Here is an 18446-nt window from a genome sequence, read left to right as displayed (position 1 = left end):
GGAAGACGCGTATTCTCCCTCGCGGGTTCCACAGGAGACGGACAGGGAGAAGCGTGAGCGACACCGCACAGCCCGTACAGCCGGCACGACGGACGACGGCGACCGCCGCGCCGGGGAACCCGCCCGGCCGCCCCAGGCAACGCGACGCGTTCTTCGACAACGCCAAGTACCTGGCGATCGTGCTGGTGGCCATGGGCCACGCCTGGGAGCCGCTGCGCTCCGACAGCCGTGCCGTCACCGCGCTGTACACGATCGTCTACGCCTTCCACATGCCGGCGTTCATCATCATCTCGGGCTACTTCTCCCGCTCCTTCGACGCCAGCCCGGCGAAGATCAAACGGCTGGTCACCGGGGTCGTGGTCCCCTATGTCGCGTTCGAGACGGCGTACACGTATTTCACCCGGTGGTCCGACGGCGTCCCGGACCGCGACATCAGCCTGCTGGACCCGCTGTATCTGACATGGTTCCTGGCCGCCCTGTTCATCTGGCGGCTGACCACGCCGATCTGGCGCGCCGTGCGGTGGCCGCTGCCGATCGCCCTCACGGTCGCCGCGCTCGCCACGCTCAGCCCGTCCATCGGCGACGATCTCGACCTCCAGCGCACCCTGCAGTTCCTGCCGTACTTCGTGCTCGGCCTGTGTCTGCGCCCGGCTCACTTCTCGCTGGTGCGCCAGTGGCGGGTGCGGCTGCTCGCGGTCCCGGTGTTCGCGGCCGCGGTGGTGTTCTCGTACTGGGCGGTGCCGCGCATGGACTACGCGTGGTTCTTCCACCGTGACCCCGCCGAGCACTTCGGCGTGCCCGCCTGGTGCGGCCCGCTGATGACCTTGGCCCTGTTCGGCTGCTCCCTGGTCCTGGTCGCCTGCTTCCTGTCCTGGGTGCCGGGGCGCCGGATGTGGTTCACGACCCTGGGCGCGGGCACGCTCTACGGCTATCTGTTGCACGGTTTCGTCGTCCAGGCCGGCAACCACGTCGACTGGGCCGGCCACCGCTGGCCGCACACCCCGCTCGGCGAGATCGTCGTCACGCTCGTCGCCGGTGCGGTGGTGACCACCCTGTGCACCGCTCCCGTGCGGCGGGTCTTCCGGTGCGTGATGGAGCCCCGGATGGAGTGGGCGTTCCGGAAGACCCCGCCCGTGACGGACGGGGTGCCCGCTCAGGTACGCCGATAGGGCGCGTGCACCGCCGGGCCGTCAGGCGGTGCGGCCCACCACCCACCACTTCGACGGCAGTTCGATCCGGGTGCCGTCGGCCCGGTACTCGGTGGTGACGAGCGGCAGTTCCCCGCTCGCCACGACGGTCAGCCCGGCCGCCCCGAGGTACACGGGCACCGCCTCGTCGGCGACCTCGCCGGGGGCGATGCCGTGCCGGAAGATGGGTGCCAGCTTGGCGGGCGGTCCGTCGGGGCACTGCGCCAGGCCCATCAGGACGGCCTTGGCGGCCTCGGAGAGCTCGACGAGGAAGGCGCGGCCGCGCTCCCCGACGAGCGTGGCGATCCCGTCGACCAGTTGCTGCCGGTCCTCGGGGCCGGCCTGGTGCAGCACGCCCCGCATGTAGACGTTGGCGTCCCCGAGATCGGCGTGCAGATTCTCCGGCTCACTCTTGTCGCAGGCGTCGAGGAGTCGGTACGTCACCTGCCCGTCGGGGTCGGCGTCGCGCGCACGGTCGAGGGCGGCCGCGGACAGGTCGACGCCGACGACCTGGGTGAAGTGGGCGGCGAGGAAACGGCTCTGGGTGCCGTTCCCGCAGCCCAGGTCCACGAGAGGCAGCCCGGGATCGGCCAGCAGCGGCTCGAAGTGGGCGAGGTGGACGCCTGCGGTCAACACGGGCTCCGCGTCCCAGAACACGGCCCCTTGGCGCCCCGGGGCCTCCCGCCAGAAGCCCTCCCAGGACTCCCGGTACCGACCAGTCACGCTCATGCCCAACTCCCCAGGATGTGCCACAAACCCGCCACACTTGGCGGGCCAGTACGGTGTATCGCGCCCGGGTCACGCGGACAAGCGCATGGCGCATTCCTTCACTGCCAGTTCGAGAAACAGACGCCCCCGACGACGGACCCGACGCTCAGCGACGCGGCAGGGTCAGTTCGAACCAGACGGTCTTCCCGGCCTTCGTACGACTGGCACCCCACTCCCGGGCGAGCGTGCTGACCACTCTGAGTCCTCGTCCCTGCTCATCGGTGGGTCCGGCGCTCAGCAGGTTCGGCAGCTCGTGGTCGTCGTCGTCCACCTCGCACAGCAGGGTGTCCTCCCGCACGAGCCGCAGCTCGACGGGCCGGCCGTGCGAATGCCGTACGGCGTTGGTGACGAGCTCACTCACCATGAGCTCCGCGCCGTCGGCCAGCTTCGCAAGGCCCCAGTCATGAAGCTGCTCGCGTACCACCGCCCGGGCCCGTGCCACCTCGGCCGGGTCGAGGGAGATCCGCCACTCGGCCACGTCATCCGGCTCGATGCCATTGAGCCGGACCATGAGCAGCGCCACGTCGTCCTTGCGTCCGCCCCGCGGATTGAGGGCGCGGATGATCGCGTCGCAGGCGTCGTCCATGGAGGCGGCCGGATGCGCGGCGGACTCGGTGAGGGTCGCCAGACCCACCCCGATGTCCTCGCCCCGCACCTCGACCAGCCCGTCGGTGCACATCAGCAGCCGGTCACCGGGCTCCACGCGCACGCGTACGGCCTCGAAGGGCACCCCTCCGACGCCGATGGGCGCGCCGGTGGGCAGGTCGAGCAGTTCACTGCGCCCGTCCGCGGCCCGCACGATCACCGGGGGAATGTGTCCCGCGTTGGCGATCTGGAGTTCGCTCGCGATCGGGTCGTAGACGGCGTAGAGACAGGTCGCGAGGTAGGTGTCGCCGAGCCGCTGGGCGAGGTCGTCGAGGTTGCGCAGCAGCTGGGCCGGCGGCAGGTCGAGCGCGGCCATGGTCTGCACGGCCGTACGCAACTGGCCCATCATCGCGGCGGAGTTGAGCCCGTGCCCCATGACGTCCCCGACGACCAGGGCGGTCCGCGCCCCGGGCAGTTTCACGGAGTCGAACCAGTCGCCGCCGACCCGCCCGAGGAGCGTGCCCGGCAGATAGCGGGTGGCGATGTCGCAGCCCGCCATGCGCGACGGGATCTGCGGCAGCATGCTGTCCTGGAGGGTCTCGGCGACGGACTCCTGGAAGGTGTACATGCGGGCGTTGTCGAGCACGAGGCCCGCGCGGGCGGCGAGTTCGGCGCCGGTGACCCGGTCCATGTCGTTGAACTCGTCGCGCTCGGGGTGCCGCAGCAGGATCATGAACCCGAGAACGACATTGCGGGCCTTCAGCGGTACGACCAGCATGGAGCGGCCGGTGATCAGCGGCCTGATGTCCCGCTTCTCGAACTGCGAGGCGATCGCGTGCCCCATCTGTTCGCTGATGCGCGGCACGAGAACGGGCTCACCGGTGGTCATGCACTGGAAGAACGGGGTGTGCGCGGGGAACGGCATGGCCTCGCCGACCGGCACCACGTCGTCCCAGCGGCCGGGTTCGTCGGTGTGCTCCAGGGCCACCCGGTGCCACATGGTGGTGGTGTCCGGCACTCCGTCGGGGAATCCCTCGCCGGCGACGACCTGTTCGCGCAGATAGGTGCCGGCGACATCGGTGAAGCGGGGCACGACGGCCCTGCTGACCTCGACGATGGTCCGCGACAGGTCGAGCGAGGTGCCGATCTTCCCGCTGACCTCGTTGAGGAACTCCAGGCGCTCGCGCACGGCGACGTACTCGAGGTCCTCGCCCTCGTCCGGTTCGTCCAACGGCAGTGGCAGGCCCTCGGCGGCCGCCCGGGCCGCCCGCTCGCGGCGGGCCTTGCGCTCGGCGCGCCGGGGCACACCCCAGTCGGGGGTGACGGGCACCCGGTCGTTCTGGCTGAACTCCAGTACCGGATAACCCAGTTCGAGGACCTGCGCGACGATGCGGGCGCTCTCTCCGACGCTCATGCTGGGCAGGATCTCGGGAAGCCTGCGGGCGAGTTCGTCGGCGCCCGGGAAGTCGGTGTGCAGGGCGAAGGCGGGCGCGATCCGCTCCACGGCCGCACCAACCTCGTCCAGGTCGAGATCCCGGCGCAGCCCGCCGGCGTCGGCTGCCAGCACCAGCAGTCGCTCCCGGCCCGGGCCCACCAGCGGGTAGGCCCACCACAGGACGTCGACACGGTCCGCGCCGGACACGGTGAGACGGGCGCGGCCGGCTGCCGGGTAGGACAGACCGCCGTCGAGGGAGGACTCGAGATCGGGTCCGAGTCCGTCGTAGGCCGCGTACCCGCCGTAGGACGGGGTGTCCTCCTCCTCGGGGAGTGCTCCGGAGACGGGCAGCAGGTCGGCCGCGGAGCGTCCGATGGCCTCGTCCTTGCCGGCGCCGAACAGACGGCTCGCGCCCCGGCTCCAGTGGGAGACCAGGCCGTCGCGGTCCACTACCACCACGGCCAGCGGGACCCGGCCGGCCGCGACGTGTCCGTCCGCCGCGCCGTGCCCAGCTCCGCGGCTGGGAGGTGCGCCCCTCTCGGTGCCACGGTCCATGGCCCAGGCCCTCTCTCCGCAAGATCTGTGCCGCCTGCTCCACCGTACGGCGCCGGGCGGTCACGGTGTGCGGCAACGCGGGAATTGGCCCGGACCGGGTCTCCCCGGCGTGCGCCCCGCGCTGACGCACCGTCAGTCCTCGTGTCCCAGCTGGAGATCCCGCTCCGTGCGGCCGCCTCCGGCCACCTGGAGGTGGGTGGCGACCGGCGGGTAACCGGCGGCGATGACCGTGTACTCGCCGCCGGTCAGGTCGACGAAGCGGAAGCTGCCGTCGGGGCCGGTCGTGAGGGTGTCCACCACGTTGCCCGCGACGTCCAGGAGCGTCACGCGCGCGTCCTCGACGCATCGTCCGTCACCGGCCCGCACGGTGCCGCGCAGCACCGCGCCGCCCGCGAGTTCGACGTCCTGGCGGGTCTCCCTGGAGGCCCGGACGGTGACGGGGAGCGCCGCGGGGCGGAACGCGGGCGCGCCGACGGCGAGGGTGTACTCCCCCGCGACCAGTTCGGTGACGACGTAGGTGCCCTCCGGTCCGCCGCGGGTGGTGGCGACGACCTCACCGCGCGCGTCGGTGAGGGTGACGGTGGCGTCCGGTACGGGTGAGCCGCCGGAGAGCACCCGGCCGGCGAGCCGTCCGGCGCCGCCGAGGACGATGTCCAGCTCGACCGGGCCGTCGCCGATTGTCACGGAGACGGCCTGCGGCTGGTGGCCGCTCGCGGCGGCGATGAGGACGTACGCCCCTGGCCCGGGCGTCGACAGCGCGAACCGTCCGTCCTCGCCGCTGGCACCGCGCCCGGTCTGCGCCCCGGCGACGTCGATGAGGGTGAGGGCGGCCCGGGGGACGACGGTCCCGTCGGTGTGCCGCACCGCGCCGCACACGGGGAGCGCGGTGGCGTGCGGCGAACGGCACTGTGGGATCGGGGCCGTCTCCGTGTCGGCGGGGTGGGACACCAGCGGTTTCTCCTTGAGGAAGAAGGCGATGAGCAGACCGAGGACGAGCACCGGCACCAGGTAGAGGAAGATCCTCGGCATGGCGTCGGCGTAGGCCCGGATGTAGCCGTCGCGCAGCGCCGGGGGCAGACCGTGGACGAGCTGCGGGGTGAGGGACTCGGGGTCGGGCAGCCCTTCCGCGCTGGGGAGTCGCTGCTGCAGGGAGTCCGCGAGCCGGTGGGCGAAGAGGGTGCCGAAGACCGCCGCTCCGACGCTGCCGCCGATCTGCCGGAAGTAGGTGTTCGCGCTGGTGGCGGTGCCGAGGTCGGCCGGGCGGACCGAGTTCTGCACGGCGAGCACCAGCACCGGCATCACCATGCCGATCCCGGTGCCGAGGACCGCCATCCAGATGCTGTAGTGCAGCCTGGGCGTGTCCACCTCCAGGCGGGACAGCAGCCACATGCCGACGGCGGAGAGGGCACTGCCGAGGATCGGCCAGATCCGGTAGCGGCCGGTGTGGCTGATGAGCTGTCCGGCGAGGACGGAGGCGCCAACGATGCCGGCCATCATGGGCAGCATCAGCAGGCCGGACTCGGTGGCGCTCGCGCCGTCGACCATCTGCAGGAAGGTCGGCAGGTAGCCGGCGGCCCCGAAGAGTGCGACCCCGATCACCAGACCCACCAGAGCGGTGATGTTGAAGACGGAGTCCCTGAACAGCCGGAGCGGGATGAGGGGTTCGGCCGCGAAGTGCTCGGCGACCAGGAAGAGGATGGTGGAGGCCACCGCTCCGGCCCCGAGGCCGAGGATCACCCGGGAGTCCCAGGCGTACTCGGTGCCGCCCCAACTGGTCAGCAGCACCAGGCAGGTGGAGGCCGCGGCGAGCAGCAGCGCGCCGGGCAGGTCGAGCCGGGGCCGCACCCGCGGCTTCGGAAGCTTCAGTACGGCGGTGACGACGGCCAGGGTCAGCAGCCCGAAGGGCACGTTGACATAGAAGCACCACCGCCAGGACAGGTGGTCGGTGAAGTAGCCGCCGAGCAGCGGGCCCGCGACGGAGGCGAGTCCGAAGGCGGCGCCGATCAGGCCCATGAAGCGGCCGCGCTGCCGGGGCGGCACGATGTCGGCGATGATCGCCTGCACACCGATCATGAGGCCGCCCGCGCCGACGCCCTGCACCGCGCGGAAGGCGATCAGCTGGTCCATGGTCGCGGCCCGTCCGGCCAGCGCGGAGCCGGCGACGAAGACGACGATCGCGAACTGGAAGACGCCCTTGCGGCCGAGGAGGTCGCCGAGCTTGCCGTAGACCGGCAGTCCGATCGTGGCGGTGAGCAGGTAGGCGGTGATCGCCCAGGACATCCGGTCCAGGCCGTGCAGTTCACCGACGATCCTGGGGAGCGCGGTGGCGACGATCATCTGCTCCAGCGCGGCGAGCAGCAGCGCGAGCATCAGCCCGAAGAAGATCAGCCGGACCCGGCGCGGGCCGAGTTCGACGGTCGGGGCGGGGGCTTTCGGTGGCGCTTCGACCCGTTCCTCGTGCGTCGCAGTCGTCACGCCCACGTCCCGCTCCCCTCGTCGCGCCTGCCCCGCATTTCCCGCATAAGGCGACAACTACGAGCAAGCGCGACGAGTTACGGCACGCCGGTGGGCCGTACGGAGATCCACTCGATCCGGTGACCGAGAGCAACGTCCGCCCGGTGCCGGGGACTTACTTCTCGACCTCGGCGGCGAGCCGGTCGAGGAGGGAGTCGTAGATCCGGCCGAGGCCCTTGGGGGCGAAGGTCTTCTCGAAGAAGCCGCCGATACCGCCGGCGCCCTCCCAGGTGGTGGTCACGACGACACGGGACTTGCCCTCGCCGGCCGGGGTGACCCGCCAGGTGGTGACCATGGAGGAGTTGCGGTCCTTCTCGACGAGCTCGCCGTCGGTGGGCTCGGTGACCTCCAGGAGGCAGTCGCGCACGCGCTTGCTGGTGGCCTGGAGCTTCCAGTGGACGAGGGTGCCCTCGCCGTCGCCGCCCTCGCGCACCTCGTACTCGCTGAACTGCTCGGGCAGCACCTTCGACCGCGTGCCGGTGTAGTCGGCGACGGCGTCGAACACCTTCTCCGCGTCCGCCGCGACGATCCGCTCCGTAGTGGCCTCGACCTGCGCCATCGACTTCCTCCAGGACTTCGGGTTCTCGGGTTCTCGGGCTGGGGGCAAGCCAACCACCCCCGCCCGCGGGCCCCCAAATCGGGGTTGCACAGAAATTCGAACAAGTGTTTCACTCAAGGGGCAGTGCTACCCGAGGAGGCCTCATGCGCTGGGAGAACCTCACCGAGTCCGCGGAACACGGGCGGGCCGACGCCGCCCTCTTCGGCGCCGACGCGGTGGTCAGCCGTACCTTCGACACACCCGAGTTCGCCGGGATCACGTTCCACGAGATCCGGGCCCGCTCGATCATCAACCGGGTGCCGGGCGCCTCCCGCATGCCCTTCGAGTGGACCGTCAACCCCTACCGGGGCTGCTCCCACGCGTGTGTGTACTGCTTCGCCCGCAAGACCCACAGCTATCTCGACCTGGACACCGGTCTCGGCTTCGACTCGCAGATCGTCGTCAAGGTGAACGCCCCCGAGCTGCTGCGCCGCCAGCTGGGCTCGCGCCGCTGGACCGGCGACCACATAGCGATGGGCACCAACGTCGACTGCTACCAGCGCGCCGAGGGCCGCTACCGGCTGATGCCGGGCATCCTCGCCGCCCTGCGCGACCACGCGAACCCCTTCTCGATCCTGACCAAGGGCACGCTGATCCTGCGCGACCTCGACCTGCTCCGGCAGGCCGCCGCGGTGACGGACATCGGCATCTCGGTCTCGGTCGGCTTCACCGACCCGGAACTGTGGCGCACCGTGGAGCCGGGCACACCCGCCCCGGAGCGGCGCCTGGACGTCGTACGGACGCTGGGCGAGCACGGCATCGGGTGCGGGGTGCTGATGGCGCCGGTGATCCCGTTCCTGAGCGACGCCCCGGCGCAGCTGCGGGCGACCGTGCGCGCGATCGCCGCCTCGGGGGCCACGTCGGTCACCCCGCTGGTGCTGCATCTGCGGCCCGGCGCCCGGGAGTGGTTCATGGCCTGGCTGAACCGGGAGCACCCGTATCTGGTACGCCGTTACGAGCGGCTCTACGCGGACGGCGCCTACGCTCCGAAGTGGTATCAGCGCCGGATCACCCGTCAGGTCCATGAGCTGGCCCAGGAGTACGGCATCGGTCCCGCGGGCGCGGGCATGCCCCGGCGGATCCGGGAGCCGGAGCCCGAGGTCGAGCCGGTGTCCGAACCGATTCAACTCACGTTGATCTGAGAGCGTTCGAGCGCATCGGACTGACCAATCGGGTCAACTATCGTCATAACACGTTCTTCCGGGCGCGCTTTCCGGGACGATGCGGCAGGGACCGTGACCCTCGCGGTCCGGAACCCTCCGTCCTGGGAGGACCCCATGAGAAAACGCGCAGCCGTGCTGTGCGGTGCCGCCGTCGTCGTGGCCGGGACCTTCACCGCGGTCCCCGCCGAGGCCGGCACCCCGCAGCACACGCAGACCACTTCGACCGCTCTTGCCGCTCACGCCGCGAAGCTCACCTGGAAGAAATGCGGCACCGCCAACTACCCGACGCTTCAGTGCGCGTCCCTCAAGGTGCCGCTCGATCACGCGAACCCGCGCGGGCAGCAGATCACCCTCGCGCTGTCCCGGGTCCCGCACACCGCGAAGACGTACCAGGGCCCGCTGCTGGTCAACCCCGGCGGTCCCGGCGGCAGCGGTCTGACGTTCGCCGGGTTCATCGCCTCGGGCCTGCCCAAGGCGGTCGCGGCCCAGTACGACGTCATCGGCTTCGACCCGCGCGGGGTGGGCGCGAGTAAACCCGCCCTTAACTGCAAGCCGGGCCACTTCAAGCCGGTGCGCCCGGACTCCGTGCCGAGCACACCCGCGATCGAGAGGGCCAACCTCACACGCGCCCGGTCCTTCGCCGCCGCCTGCGGCCGGAAGTACGCGAGCGTGCTGCCGTACATCGACACCATCAGTGCCGTGCGGGACATGGACTCGATCCGCCGGGCCCTCGGCGCCAGGAGGATCAACTACTTCGGGTACTCGTACGGCACCTACCTGGGCGCGGTTTACGCGAAGCTCTTCCCGCACCAGGTGCGCCGTCTGGTCCTGGACTCGATCGTCGACCCGACCGGCGTCTGGTACGACGACAACCTCGCCCAGGACTACGCCTTCAACGACCGGCACCGCGCGCTGATGGCCTGGATCGCCAAGTACGACACCACGTACAAGCTCGGCACCGACCCGGAGCGGATCGAGGCCAGGTGGTACGCGATGCGGGCGGCCCTCGCCAAGAAGCCCGCGGGCGGCAAGGTCGGCGCCTCCGAACTGGAGGACACCTTCATGCCGGGCGGCTACTACAACGGCTACTGGCCCTACCTGGCCGAGGCGTTCGCGGCGTACGTGAACCACAAGGACGCCGACCCGCTGGTCGAGGCGTACGAGAACTTCGCCGCCGTCGACGCCTCCGGGGACAACGGCTACAGCGTCTACACCTCGGTGCAGTGCCGTGACGCCTCCTGGCCGCGCGACTGGCGCCAGTGGCGGAAGGACAACTGGGACGTGTACGAGAAGGCGCCGTTCATGGCCTGGAACAACGCCTGGTACAACGCACCGTGCGCGTTCTGGCCCACGAAGTCGCTGAGCCCGGTGAACGTCGCCAACGGCAAGCTGCCGCCGGTGCTGCTCTTCCAGGCGACGAACGACGCGGCCACGCCGTACGAGGGCGGTGCCACGGTCCACCGGCTGCTGGCGGACTCCAGTCTCGTCGTCGAGGAGGGCGGCGGGAACCACGGCATCACGCTCAGCGGAAACACGTGCCTGGACAAACACCTGGCCGCGTACCTGACCGACGGAAAGGTGCCGCGGGGCGGCGGCGAGGCCGACGCGGTGTGCAAGGCGCTGCCCGATCCGAAGCCGCTGACCTCCAAGGCGGCGTCGACGTCCGCGCGCGGCGCGGCACTGCACAGGCTGCTCGGCTCCCGCGGCTGAGCGTCCGGGGCTCCTTCGGGGACGGGGACTGTCAGTGGCGTGGTCCACCATGGACGCATGGTGAGCTGACCAGGATTCCCGCCCCCGACGGGGTCGCCCCCGCGGCCCAGTACTCCCACGTGGTGCTGGGCCGCGGCCGTTTCGTGGCGGTCTCGGGCCAGGTGGCCGTCGACGAGGACGGCAAGGTCGTCGGGGAGAGAGACGCCGTCGCCCAGGCCCGCCAGGTCTTCGAGAACCTCCGGCGCTGTCTGGCCGCCGCCGGAGCAACCTTCGACGAGGTCCTCAAACTCACCTATTTCGTCTCGGACATGGCCCACCTGCCGGCGATCCGGGCGGCCCGTGCCGCACACATACCCGACGACCGGCTGCCGGCGGCCTCGGCCGTCCAGGTGGCAGCGCTGGTGCGGCCGGAGTTCCTGCTGGAGATCGAGGCGTTCGCCGTGGTGGACGGGTAAATCGGAGGCCGGAGCGGATGGGTGGTGCCTAGGGTGCCGCCATGGACGACCCTCTCCTCATCCGCGAGATGACGCTCGCCGACTGCCCCCGCGTCTCCGAGATCCGGATCCGGGGCTGGCAGCGCGCGTACCGAGGCCTCCTGCCCCAGCCGTTCCTCGACGCGCTCAGCGTGAAGGGGGACACCGAGCGCCGCCGGGCCCGGTTCGGACGGGGCGGCGGCAGCGTGGTGGACCTGGTCGCCGACCGGGACGGCGAAATCCTGGGCTGGGCCTGCCACGGCCCGTACCGCGACGGCGAACGGCGCACCGAGGACGCCGAGTTGTACGCGATCTACGTGGACGCGCGGCGGTACGGCAGCGGTCTCGGACACGCCCTGCTCCAGGAGTCCGTACGCCGCTGCACGCGGGCCGGCCACCCCCGCATGCTGCTCTGGGTCGTCAAGGGCAACACCCGCGCCCGGCGCTTCTACGAACGCCAGGGCTTTCGGACCGACGGCGCCGAGGATCCCTACGAGGTGGACGGGGTCGCAGTGCCCGAGGTGCGGTACGTCAAGGACCTGTCCCTTTGACACCTCCCCGCTGCCCCGGAATCCGCGCCAGCGCCCGCACCGCCGCCTCCGCGAGCGCCGGATGCGCGAGGGCCTCGTTGAGCACGGGTCTGGCGCGGGCGTCGGCCAGGGTGCCCAGCCCCTCCACACAGGCGAGCGCCACGCGGCGGTAGGGGTCGTGCGGGCGCAGCCGGCGCTCCAGTGTGGTGATGAGGGCGGGTACGGACTCGGGAGAGCCCAGTTCGGCCAGCAGCCGGACCGGGTGCAGGGCGTAGGCGACCCTCAGTTCGTTGGTGGCGAGGGCGGCGGCCGCGCGGGCCGTGCGCGGGTCGTCGAGCCGGGCGAGGGCGTACGCGGCGGCGGCGCAGCGCGGCGGATCGCGGTGGTTGAGCAGCAGGACGAGCGACTCGAAGGCCCGGCGGTCCCCGGCGAGGCCGAGCCGGAACGCGGCCAGCTCCCGGGCCCACAAGGGCTGTCCGGGTTCGGTGAGCACTCCGGCCAGTTCGTCCGGGTCCTCGGTCGCCACCAGACGGTCGAAGGCGGCCGACGCACCCGACTCCTGCCGTAAGCGCTCCGTGAGCGATCGCAACTCTTCGTCCATGAACCCGAGGTTAGGCGGCCCGCCCGGGGCGCGGGACGTACATCACAAATCCGGGGGCTGGCGCGCTCGTTACCCACCGGTTAAGCTCAGACGAGCGAGTTACCCACTCGCGGAACTCCTTGCGGTGGCCTGGTGACGCAGCCGCCGTGTGGGGGCACCTCCCACGCCCTTAGGGCAGTGGGGGAAGTCGGTTCGGTACCTCAGGTACCACCAGTACGACCCGGCCTGGGACAGGGCCGGTCGGATTCCACCGTTCTCCGGGCCTGTGCAAGGCCTGCGACGACGGCCCGGGCGTGTGCGCTCGCAGCCCGGCAACACCCGCAACGCAGCAGTTCCGCACGCACCCGGTGCGCCTCTCGGCGTACCGGGTCGCGTTCCCAGTCGTCACCCTCATTCCTGGAGTTCCGCGATGGCCACTCCCCTGTCCGACCCTTCTCTGTCCCCTCTCCAGACGATCGCCGTCGTGGGCCTCGGCACCATGGGCACCGGTATCGCCGAGGTCCTTGCCAGGGCCGGCCGCGAGGTCGTCGGCATCGACGTCAGCGAGGCGCAGGCCGCCAAAGCCCTCGCCACCCTGGAGACCGCGACGGCCCGTGCCGTGGAGCGCGGCCGGCTCACCGAGCAGGAGCGCGCGGACGTCCTCGCCCGCGTCCACGTCTCCACCGACCTGCGGGCGGCGGCCGACGCCGACCTCGTCATCGAGGTGACTCCGGAGTCGTACGAGATCAAGCACCAGATCTTCCGCGAACTCGACGGGATCGTGCGCCCCGAGACGATCCTCGCGACCGGCACCAACGCCCTGTCGGTGACCCGTCTGGCCGCCGACTCGGCCCGCCCGGAGCGGGTGCTGGGGCTGCACTTCTTCAACCCGGCGCCCGCGATGAAGCTGGTCGAGGTCGTCTCCTCGGTGCTCACCGCCCCGGCGGCCGTCACCGCGGTCACCAACCTCGCCCTCGACCTCGGCAAGGAGCCCGTCGCGGTCGGCGACCGGCCCGGTTTCGTCGCCGACGGGCTGCTGTTCGGCTACCTCAACCAGGCGGCCGCGATGTACGAGGCGAAGTACGCCTCCCGCGAGGACATCGACGCGGCGATGCGGCTCGGCTGCGGTCTGCCCATGGGACCGCTCGCCCTGCTCGACCTGATCGGCGTCGACACCGCGCGCACCGTCCTGGAGGCCATGTACGCCGAGTCCCACGACCGGCTGCACGCCCCCGCCCCGATCCTCAAGCAGCTCAGCGAGGCGGGCCTGACCGGCCGTAAGTCGGGACGCGGCTTCTACACGTACGAGGCTCCGGGCAGCGCGGCGGTCGTGCGGGACGCGCTGACGCCCTCGGAGAGCGCCGCGCAGGTCCAGGGCCGCGAGGTCCGTTCCGTCGGGGTCGCGGGCTCCGGGACCATGGCGTCCGGTATCGCGGAGGTCTTCGCCAAGGCCGGGTACGAGGTCGTGCTCGCCGCCCGCAGCGAGGAGAAGGCGCAGACGGCCAAGGCGCGTATCGGCAAGTCTCTTTCGCGCTCTGTCGACAAGGGCCGCATGACCGCCGAGGCGGCCGAGCAGACCCTGGACCGGATCACCGCGGCGGGCTCGTACGAGGCGTTCGCGGACGTCGACCTGGCCGTCGAGGCCGTCGCCGAGGACCTGGAGATCAAGCAGCAGCTGTTCCAGGCGCTGGACAAGGTCTGCAAGCCCGGCGCGGTCCTGGCCACCACCACCTCCTCGCTGCCCGTCGTCGCCTGCGCCCGCGCCACCTCGCGCCCGCAGGACGTGATCGGCATGCACTTCTTCAACCCGGCGCCCGCGATGAAGCTGGTCGAGGTCGTCCGCACGGTCCTGACGGCCGAGGACGTGCACGCCACGGTCCGCGAGGTCTGCGGCAGGATCAAGAAGCACGCGGTGGACTGCGGGGACCGCGCGGGCTTCATCGTGAACGCGCTGCTGTTCCCGTACCTCAACAACGCGGTCAAGATGGTGCAGGAGCACTACGCGTCCCTCGACGACATCGACGCGGCGATGAAGCTGGGCGGCGGCTATCCGATGGGCCCCTTCGAGCTGCTGGACGTCGTCGGCCTGGACGTCTCGCTCGCGATCGAGAAGGTCCTGCACCGCGAGTTCCGCGACCCGGGTCTGGCTCCGGCCCCGCTCCTGGAGCACCTGGTGGCCGCGGGCTGCCTCGGCCGAAAGACCGGTCGTGGCTTCCGCGAATATGCCCGCCGCTGAGCACGTCGGCGACTGGTTCAACGACGGCGAGGACTGGGGCGGACTGCTCGATCCGGGCAGTCCTCTCCCGCCCGCGGGATCCGGCGGCTCCCTGCCGGCCCGGGGCGGGACAAACCCCGGACAGGCGCACCAACCTGCGCACATGCAGTACGTTCGGGTCATGCCCCAGCCCGCCAAGTCGTCCCGTACACCAGCCACGCCCGACGCGCCGGAGAGTGCCGCAGGCAATCGTGCGGCCGCCCAGCGGCTCAAGATGCGCCGCGAGCTGGCCGCCGCCGCGATGGAGCTGTTCTCCACCAAGGGGTACGAGGCGACGACCGTCGACGAGATCGCGGCCGCGGCCGGTGTCGCCCGCCGCACCTTCTTCCGCCACTTCCGCTCCAAGGAAGAGGCGATCTTCCCCGACCACGACGACACCCTGATCCGCGCGGAGGCCGTGCTGAACGCGGCCCCCGCGCACGAGCACCCGCTCGACACGGTGTGCCGCGGCATCAAGGAAGTCATGAAGATGTACGCGGCCCGGCCGGAGATCTCGGTCGCCCGCTACAAGCTGACGCGCGAGGTGCCGACCCTGCGGGAGGCGGAGATCGCCTCGGTGGCCCGCTACGAGCGGCTGTTCACGCGGTATCTGCTCGGGCACTTCGACGAGCACGCGCACGACGACGACGCGAACGACGACCCCCTGCTGGCGGAGGTCGCCGCGTCGGCCGTGGTCACCGCGCACAACCATGTGCTGCGACGGTGGCTCCGGGCCGGGGGCCAGGGGGACGTCGAGGCGCAGCTGGACCACGCCTTCGCGATCGTGCGCAAGACCTTCGGGACCGGGATCGGGGCGGGCCGCACCGCCACCGCCCAGCCGCCGACCGCCGCGACGGTCTCCGCCCAGGGTGAGGTCCTCGTCGCCCTCGCCCGCACCGACGCCCCGTTGGACGAGGTCATGCGCACCATCGAGCAGGCGCTCAAGGAGCGTTCCTGAGGTACACGTCAAGGGGCCGGTACCGGGAAAACCCGGTACCGGCCCTTTTTCGCGTTCGAAGAAAAGATTCTCTTCGAACTCTTCGCCAGGGATGATCCAGCTCCTTCGCGATCTTCACCGAAAATCCCTTTCGCGGTCCGACGGCATGGCAGGCTTTCGGATCGTCGGACCAAAGACCCGCGGGCCTGGGGAGGCCTGCGGTCCTGGCGCGGACACCGGAGAAAGCCTCGGGGAACAGGGGAATGAGGCTCGGTGCGCGCCCTCTCGCAATCCTTTTGTGCCGCCTGCCCGCGGCATTCTTCAGGGGGGATTTCCATGTCCTTTTCCACGCCACCTGTCGTCGGCATCATCGGACTCGGCTATGTCGGCCTGCCGACGGCTCTCGCCCTGCTGGAGTCGGGTCTCACGGTCATAGGCCTCGACGTGGACTCCGCCCGGCTGGACGCCATCCGTGCGCACCGCGTCGACCTGGTCCCCGACGACCACCGCCGACTGCGCGCCCACACCGGTGCCGGCCCGGGCGCCGACCGATTCGTCCTGACCACCGACCCCACGGCCCTGCGCGCCGCCGAGACGGTCCTGATCTGCGTCCCGACCCCCGTCGACGACCACCTGGTGCCCGACCTGCGGGCCCTGTCCGGCGCCTGTGCCACCGCCGCGGCCCAGGCGGTCCCCGGGCAGACCCTCGTGCTCACCTCGACCAGCTATGTCGGCACCACCCGGGACCTGCTGCTGGGCCCGCTCGCCGAGCGCGGACTGCGGGTGCCCGAGGACCTCAGCGTGGCCTACGCACCGGAGCGCATCGACCCGGGCAGCACCGAGCACACCCAGAGCACGACCCCGCGGGTGGTCGGAGGAGTGAGCCCCGAGTGCACCCGACGCGCCGCCGACGTGTTGCGGCGCACCGGCGCCGAGGTGCACGAGGTGCTCTCGCCCGAGGCCGCCGAGATGACCAAGCTGCTGGAGAACACCTTCCGCGCGGTCAACATCGCCTTGGCCAACGAGTTCGCCACCATCTGCGGGGAGTTGGGTCTGGAGGCCCTGGAGGTCATCCAGGCGGCGGCCACCAAGCCGTACGGCTTCATGCCGTTCTTCCCCGGCCCCGGCGTGGGCGGCCACTGCATCCCCTGCGACCCGCACTACCTGCTGTGGCAGCTGCGCGAGAAGCGGGTCGCCTCGCCTTTGATCGACACGGCGATGACCGCGATCGCCACCCGGCCGCACGCGGTGGTGCAGCGCGCCCGGGACGTCCTCGCCGACGGGGGTGTGCCGCTGCGCGCGGCCCGGGTGCTGGTGGTCGGGGTGACGTACAAACCTGGGGTGGCCGATCTCCGGGAGTCGCCCTCCCTGGAGATCATGGCCGCGCTCGGCGAGGCCGGCGCCGACGTCGCGTACACCGATCCGCTCATTCCGTCGGTGTCCGTGGGCGGGCGGCGACTGCGGTCCGAGCCCGAGCCCGGCGAGCGGGACTGGGACCTGGTGCTGGTCCACTGCGTGCACCCACGGCAGGACCTGTCATGGATCGGGGACGACGTCCCGGTCCTGGACACCACCTACCGACTGCAGGACTTCAAGCACCGGGCGGTGGTATGAGCGTCCAGGCCCGGCGGCCCGCCCCTCCCGGCGGACCCGAACCCTCCCCGTTCGTGCCCGGTCAGCGCGGTGAACCGCCGGCCGGCCGGGCCCGCCTCACCGCGCTGACCGACCGTATGGACCCCGGGGTACGGCACGCCGCGCGCCGTCTGCTCGTGGTGATCGTGCTGCTGCCGCTGCTGCTGATCCTGGCCCACGAGGCGCCCCGGCTGGTCCAGGCCCCCCTGATCCTCGGGTACGGCTTCCTGGTCCTGACGGTGACCGTCTCCATGCTGTTCATCGCCTACAGCCGCTACGACGACCCGTCCCGGCGGACGCTGCGCGGCCGACCGCGCCACCTGGACCGCTTCCCCGAGCTGCCCGCACGAGCACGGGTGAGCTTCCTCGTGGCGGTGAAGGACGAGGAGGACGGCATCGAGGCGTGTGTGCGGTCGATGGCCGGGAGCGACTACCCGAACCTGCAGATCGTGGTGGTCGATGACGCCTCCACCGACGGCACCCGCGCGGTGCTGCGCCGCCTGGCGCGTGAACTGCCCCTGCGGGTGCTCTACCTGGAGCACAACGTCGGCAAGAAGCACGCCCTGGTCCGGGCCGCCGAGCTCGCGGACGGGGACATCCTCGCCTTCACCGACTCCGACTGCGTACTCGCCCCCGACGCGCTGCGGCGGTGTGTGACCGCGCTGACGCTGCACCGGGAGCTGGGCGCGGTCAGCGGCCACGCCCGGGCGCTGAACGCCGATGAGAGCGTGCTGTCCAAGGCGCAGGACGTCTGGTACGAGGGCCAGTTCCGGGTCGCCAAGGCCGCGGAGGCGACGTTCGGGTCCGTCTCGTGCGTGTCCGGGCCGCTCGCCGTGTTCCGCCGGGACGCGATTGTCAACTACCTCCCCGCCTGGGCCGGCGACCGTTTCCTCGGTGGTGAATTCCGGTTCGCCACCGACCGGCAGCTGACGGGATACGTCCTGGGCCAGAAATGGAAGGGGCAAAAACTCAAGGCGCAGTACGCCGACTCCCCTTTCGTCACCGAGCGGAATCATCCGGAACTGCCGTGGCGTATCGGCTATGTGCAGTCCGCGAAGGTCTGGACGACCGTGCCGGCTCGATTCAGGCCTTTCATGCGGCAGCAGGTGCGCTGGAAGAAGAGCTTCATCCGCAATCTGTTCTTCACCGGCACCTTCATGTGGCGGCGCGGGCTCGGTCCGGCGGTGCTCTTCTACGGGCACGTCCTGTGGGTGCTGTGTGCTCCGCTGATGGCCGTGCGCCACCTGGTCTGGGCGCCGTACCACGGGCTGTGGTTCCTGACCGGGCTGTATCTGGGGGGCGTCCTGCTCAAGGGCGTGGTGTGGGGCCTGGCCTTCAAGGCGGACAACCCCCGCTCCACGCGGTGGCGGTACCGGCCGCTGATGAGTCTGCTGTCGTCGCTGGTGCTGTCCTGGCTGCTGCCGTACTCGCTGCTGACCATCCGGCGCGGCGTCTGGTCGAGGAGGCTGTCGTGAAGGCCGTACGAGCCGTCGGACGGGGGCTGGCCGCGCTGCTGGCCGCGGGC

Annotated in this window: 14 protein-coding genes; 9 read left to right on the top strand and 5 right to left on the bottom strand. The window is 71.2% G+C overall.

Going from position 1 to position 18446, the window contains the following annotated elements:
• Positions 1-53 precede the first annotated feature (53 nt).
• Complete coding sequence (locus tag H293_RS0117355) at positions 54-1169, top strand: acyltransferase family protein (protein WP_020119133.1); 1116 nt, start codon at positions 54-56, stop codon at positions 1167-1169.
• Between the two features lie 21 nt (positions 1170-1190).
• Here H293_RS0117355 and H293_RS0117350 read toward each other — a convergent pair whose 3' ends face one another.
• The 4 genes from H293_RS0117350 to H293_RS0117335 form a co-directional block, all read right to left on the bottom strand.
• Positions 1191-1916, bottom strand: a complete 726-nt coding sequence (locus H293_RS0117350; protein WP_020119132.1) for a class I SAM-dependent methyltransferase — start codon at positions 1914-1916, stop codon at positions 1191-1193.
• Between the two features lie 145 nt (positions 1917-2061).
• A complete protein-coding gene (locus H293_RS0117345; RefSeq protein ID WP_020119131.1) occupies positions 2062-4530 on the bottom strand; it encodes an ATP-binding SpoIIE family protein phosphatase in 2469 nt (822 codons plus the stop codon).
• Between the two features lie 132 nt (positions 4531-4662).
• The gene (locus tag H293_RS0117340; protein WP_020119130.1) at positions 4663-7011 is read right to left on the bottom strand and encodes an MFS transporter; all 2349 of its coding nucleotides are present in this window, start codon (positions 7009-7011) and stop codon (positions 4663-4665) included.
• Positions 7012-7159: 148 nt separating this feature from the next.
• Entirely contained in the window at positions 7160-7603 is a 444-nt protein-coding gene (locus H293_RS0117335) for an SRPBCC family protein (RefSeq protein ID WP_020119129.1), read from the bottom strand.
• Positions 7604-7746: 143 nt separating this feature from the next.
• Between H293_RS0117335 and H293_RS0117330 the strand changes: the two genes are divergently transcribed.
• The 4 genes from H293_RS0117330 (at position 7747) to H293_RS0117315 (ending at position 11539) form a co-directional block, all read left to right on the top strand.
• Entirely contained in the window at positions 7747-8784 is a 1038-nt protein-coding gene (locus tag H293_RS0117330; RefSeq protein WP_020119128.1) for an Rv2578c family radical SAM protein, read from the top strand.
• 135 nt (positions 8785-8919) lie between these two features.
• Complete coding sequence (locus tag H293_RS0117325; protein ID WP_028807929.1) at positions 8920-10515, top strand: alpha/beta hydrolase; 1596 nt, start codon at positions 8920-8922, stop codon at positions 10513-10515.
• A 119-nt stretch (positions 10516-10634) separates the two neighbouring features.
• Positions 10635-10970, top strand: a complete 336-nt coding sequence (locus H293_RS0117320) for a RidA family protein (protein ID WP_020119126.1) — start codon at positions 10635-10637, stop codon at positions 10968-10970.
• 41 nt (positions 10971-11011) lie between these two features.
• The gene (locus H293_RS0117315) at positions 11012-11539 is read left to right on the top strand and encodes a GNAT family N-acetyltransferase (protein WP_020119125.1); all 528 of its coding nucleotides are present in this window, start codon (positions 11012-11014) and stop codon (positions 11537-11539) included.
• Here H293_RS0117315 and H293_RS0117310 read toward each other — a convergent pair.
• A complete protein-coding gene (locus tag H293_RS0117310; protein ID WP_028807927.1) occupies positions 11520-12119 on the bottom strand; it encodes an adenylosuccinate lyase in 600 nt (199 codons plus the stop codon). The two genes, H293_RS0117315 and H293_RS0117310, sit on opposite strands and share 20 nt — an antisense overlap.
• Before the next feature lie 409 nt (positions 12120-12528).
• Between H293_RS0117310 and H293_RS0117305 the strand changes: the two genes are divergently transcribed.
• The 4 genes from H293_RS0117305 (at position 12529) to H293_RS0117290 (ending at position 18396) form a co-directional block, all read left to right on the top strand.
• On the top strand, positions 12529-14334 hold the full coding sequence (locus H293_RS0117305) for a 3-hydroxyacyl-CoA dehydrogenase family protein (RefSeq protein WP_020119123.1): 1806 nt from the start codon (positions 12529-12531) through the stop codon (positions 14332-14334).
• A gap of 142 nt (positions 14335-14476) precedes the next feature.
• A complete protein-coding gene (locus H293_RS0117300) occupies positions 14477-15310 on the top strand; it encodes a TetR family transcriptional regulator (RefSeq protein WP_199790171.1) in 834 nt (277 codons plus the stop codon).
• Positions 15311-15625: 315 nt separating this feature from the next.
• Positions 15626-16903: a nucleotide sugar dehydrogenase gene (locus H293_RS0117295; protein WP_020119121.1), complete on the top strand. Its 1278-nt coding sequence runs from the start codon at positions 15626-15628 to the stop codon at positions 16901-16903.
• Complete coding sequence (locus tag H293_RS0117290) at positions 16900-18396, top strand: glycosyltransferase family 2 protein (RefSeq protein ID WP_020119120.1); 1497 nt, start codon at positions 16900-16902, stop codon at positions 18394-18396. Before H293_RS0117295 ends, H293_RS0117290 begins: the two co-directional genes overlap by 4 nt.
• Positions 18397-18446 lie beyond the last annotated feature (50 nt).

This window comes from Streptomyces canus 299MFChir4.1 (assembly GCF_000383615.1).
Lineage (GTDB): Bacteria > Actinomycetota > Actinomycetes > Streptomycetales > Streptomycetaceae > Streptomyces > Streptomyces canus_C.
The sequence above is the reverse complement of the archived record's forward strand: the minus strand, read 5'-3'. Positions and strand labels throughout refer to the sequence as shown.

Bases quoted from the DNA above. Each gene is read 5' to 3' on its own strand.
- H293_RS0117300 (WP_199790171.1), top strand. From the start codon at position 14,477: ATGCAGTACGTTCGGGTCATGCCCCAGCCCGCCAAGTCGTCCCGTACA.
- H293_RS0117330 (WP_020119128.1), top strand. From the start codon at position 7,747: ATGCGCTGGGAGAACCTCACCGAGTCCGCGGAACACGGGCGGGCCGAC.
- H293_RS0117305 (WP_020119123.1), top strand. From the start codon at position 12,529: ATGGCCACTCCCCTGTCCGACCCTTCTCTGTCCCCTCTCCAGACGATC.
- H293_RS0117325 (WP_028807929.1), top strand. From the start codon at position 8,920: ATGAGAAAACGCGCAGCCGTGCTGTGCGGTGCCGCCGTCGTCGTGGCC.
- H293_RS0117315 (WP_020119125.1), top strand. From the start codon at position 11,012: ATGGACGACCCTCTCCTCATCCGCGAGATGACGCTCGCCGACTGCCCC.
- H293_RS0117310 (WP_028807927.1), bottom strand. From the start codon at position 12,119: ATGGACGAAGAGTTGCGATCGCTCACGGAGCGCTTACGGCAGGAGTCG.
- H293_RS0117290 (WP_020119120.1), top strand. From the start codon at position 16,900: ATGAGCGTCCAGGCCCGGCGGCCCGCCCCTCCCGGCGGACCCGAACCC.
- H293_RS0117335 (WP_020119129.1), bottom strand. From the start codon at position 7,603: ATGGCGCAGGTCGAGGCCACTACGGAGCGGATCGTCGCGGCGGACGCG.
- H293_RS0117350 (WP_020119132.1), bottom strand. From the start codon at position 1,916: ATGAGCGTGACTGGTCGGTACCGGGAGTCCTGGGAGGGCTTCTGGCGG.
- H293_RS0117345 (WP_020119131.1), bottom strand. From the start codon at position 4,530: ATGGACCGTGGCACCGAGAGGGGCGCACCTCCCAGCCGCGGAGCTGGG.
- H293_RS0117295 (WP_020119121.1), top strand. From the start codon at position 15,626: ATGTCCTTTTCCACGCCACCTGTCGTCGGCATCATCGGACTCGGCTAT.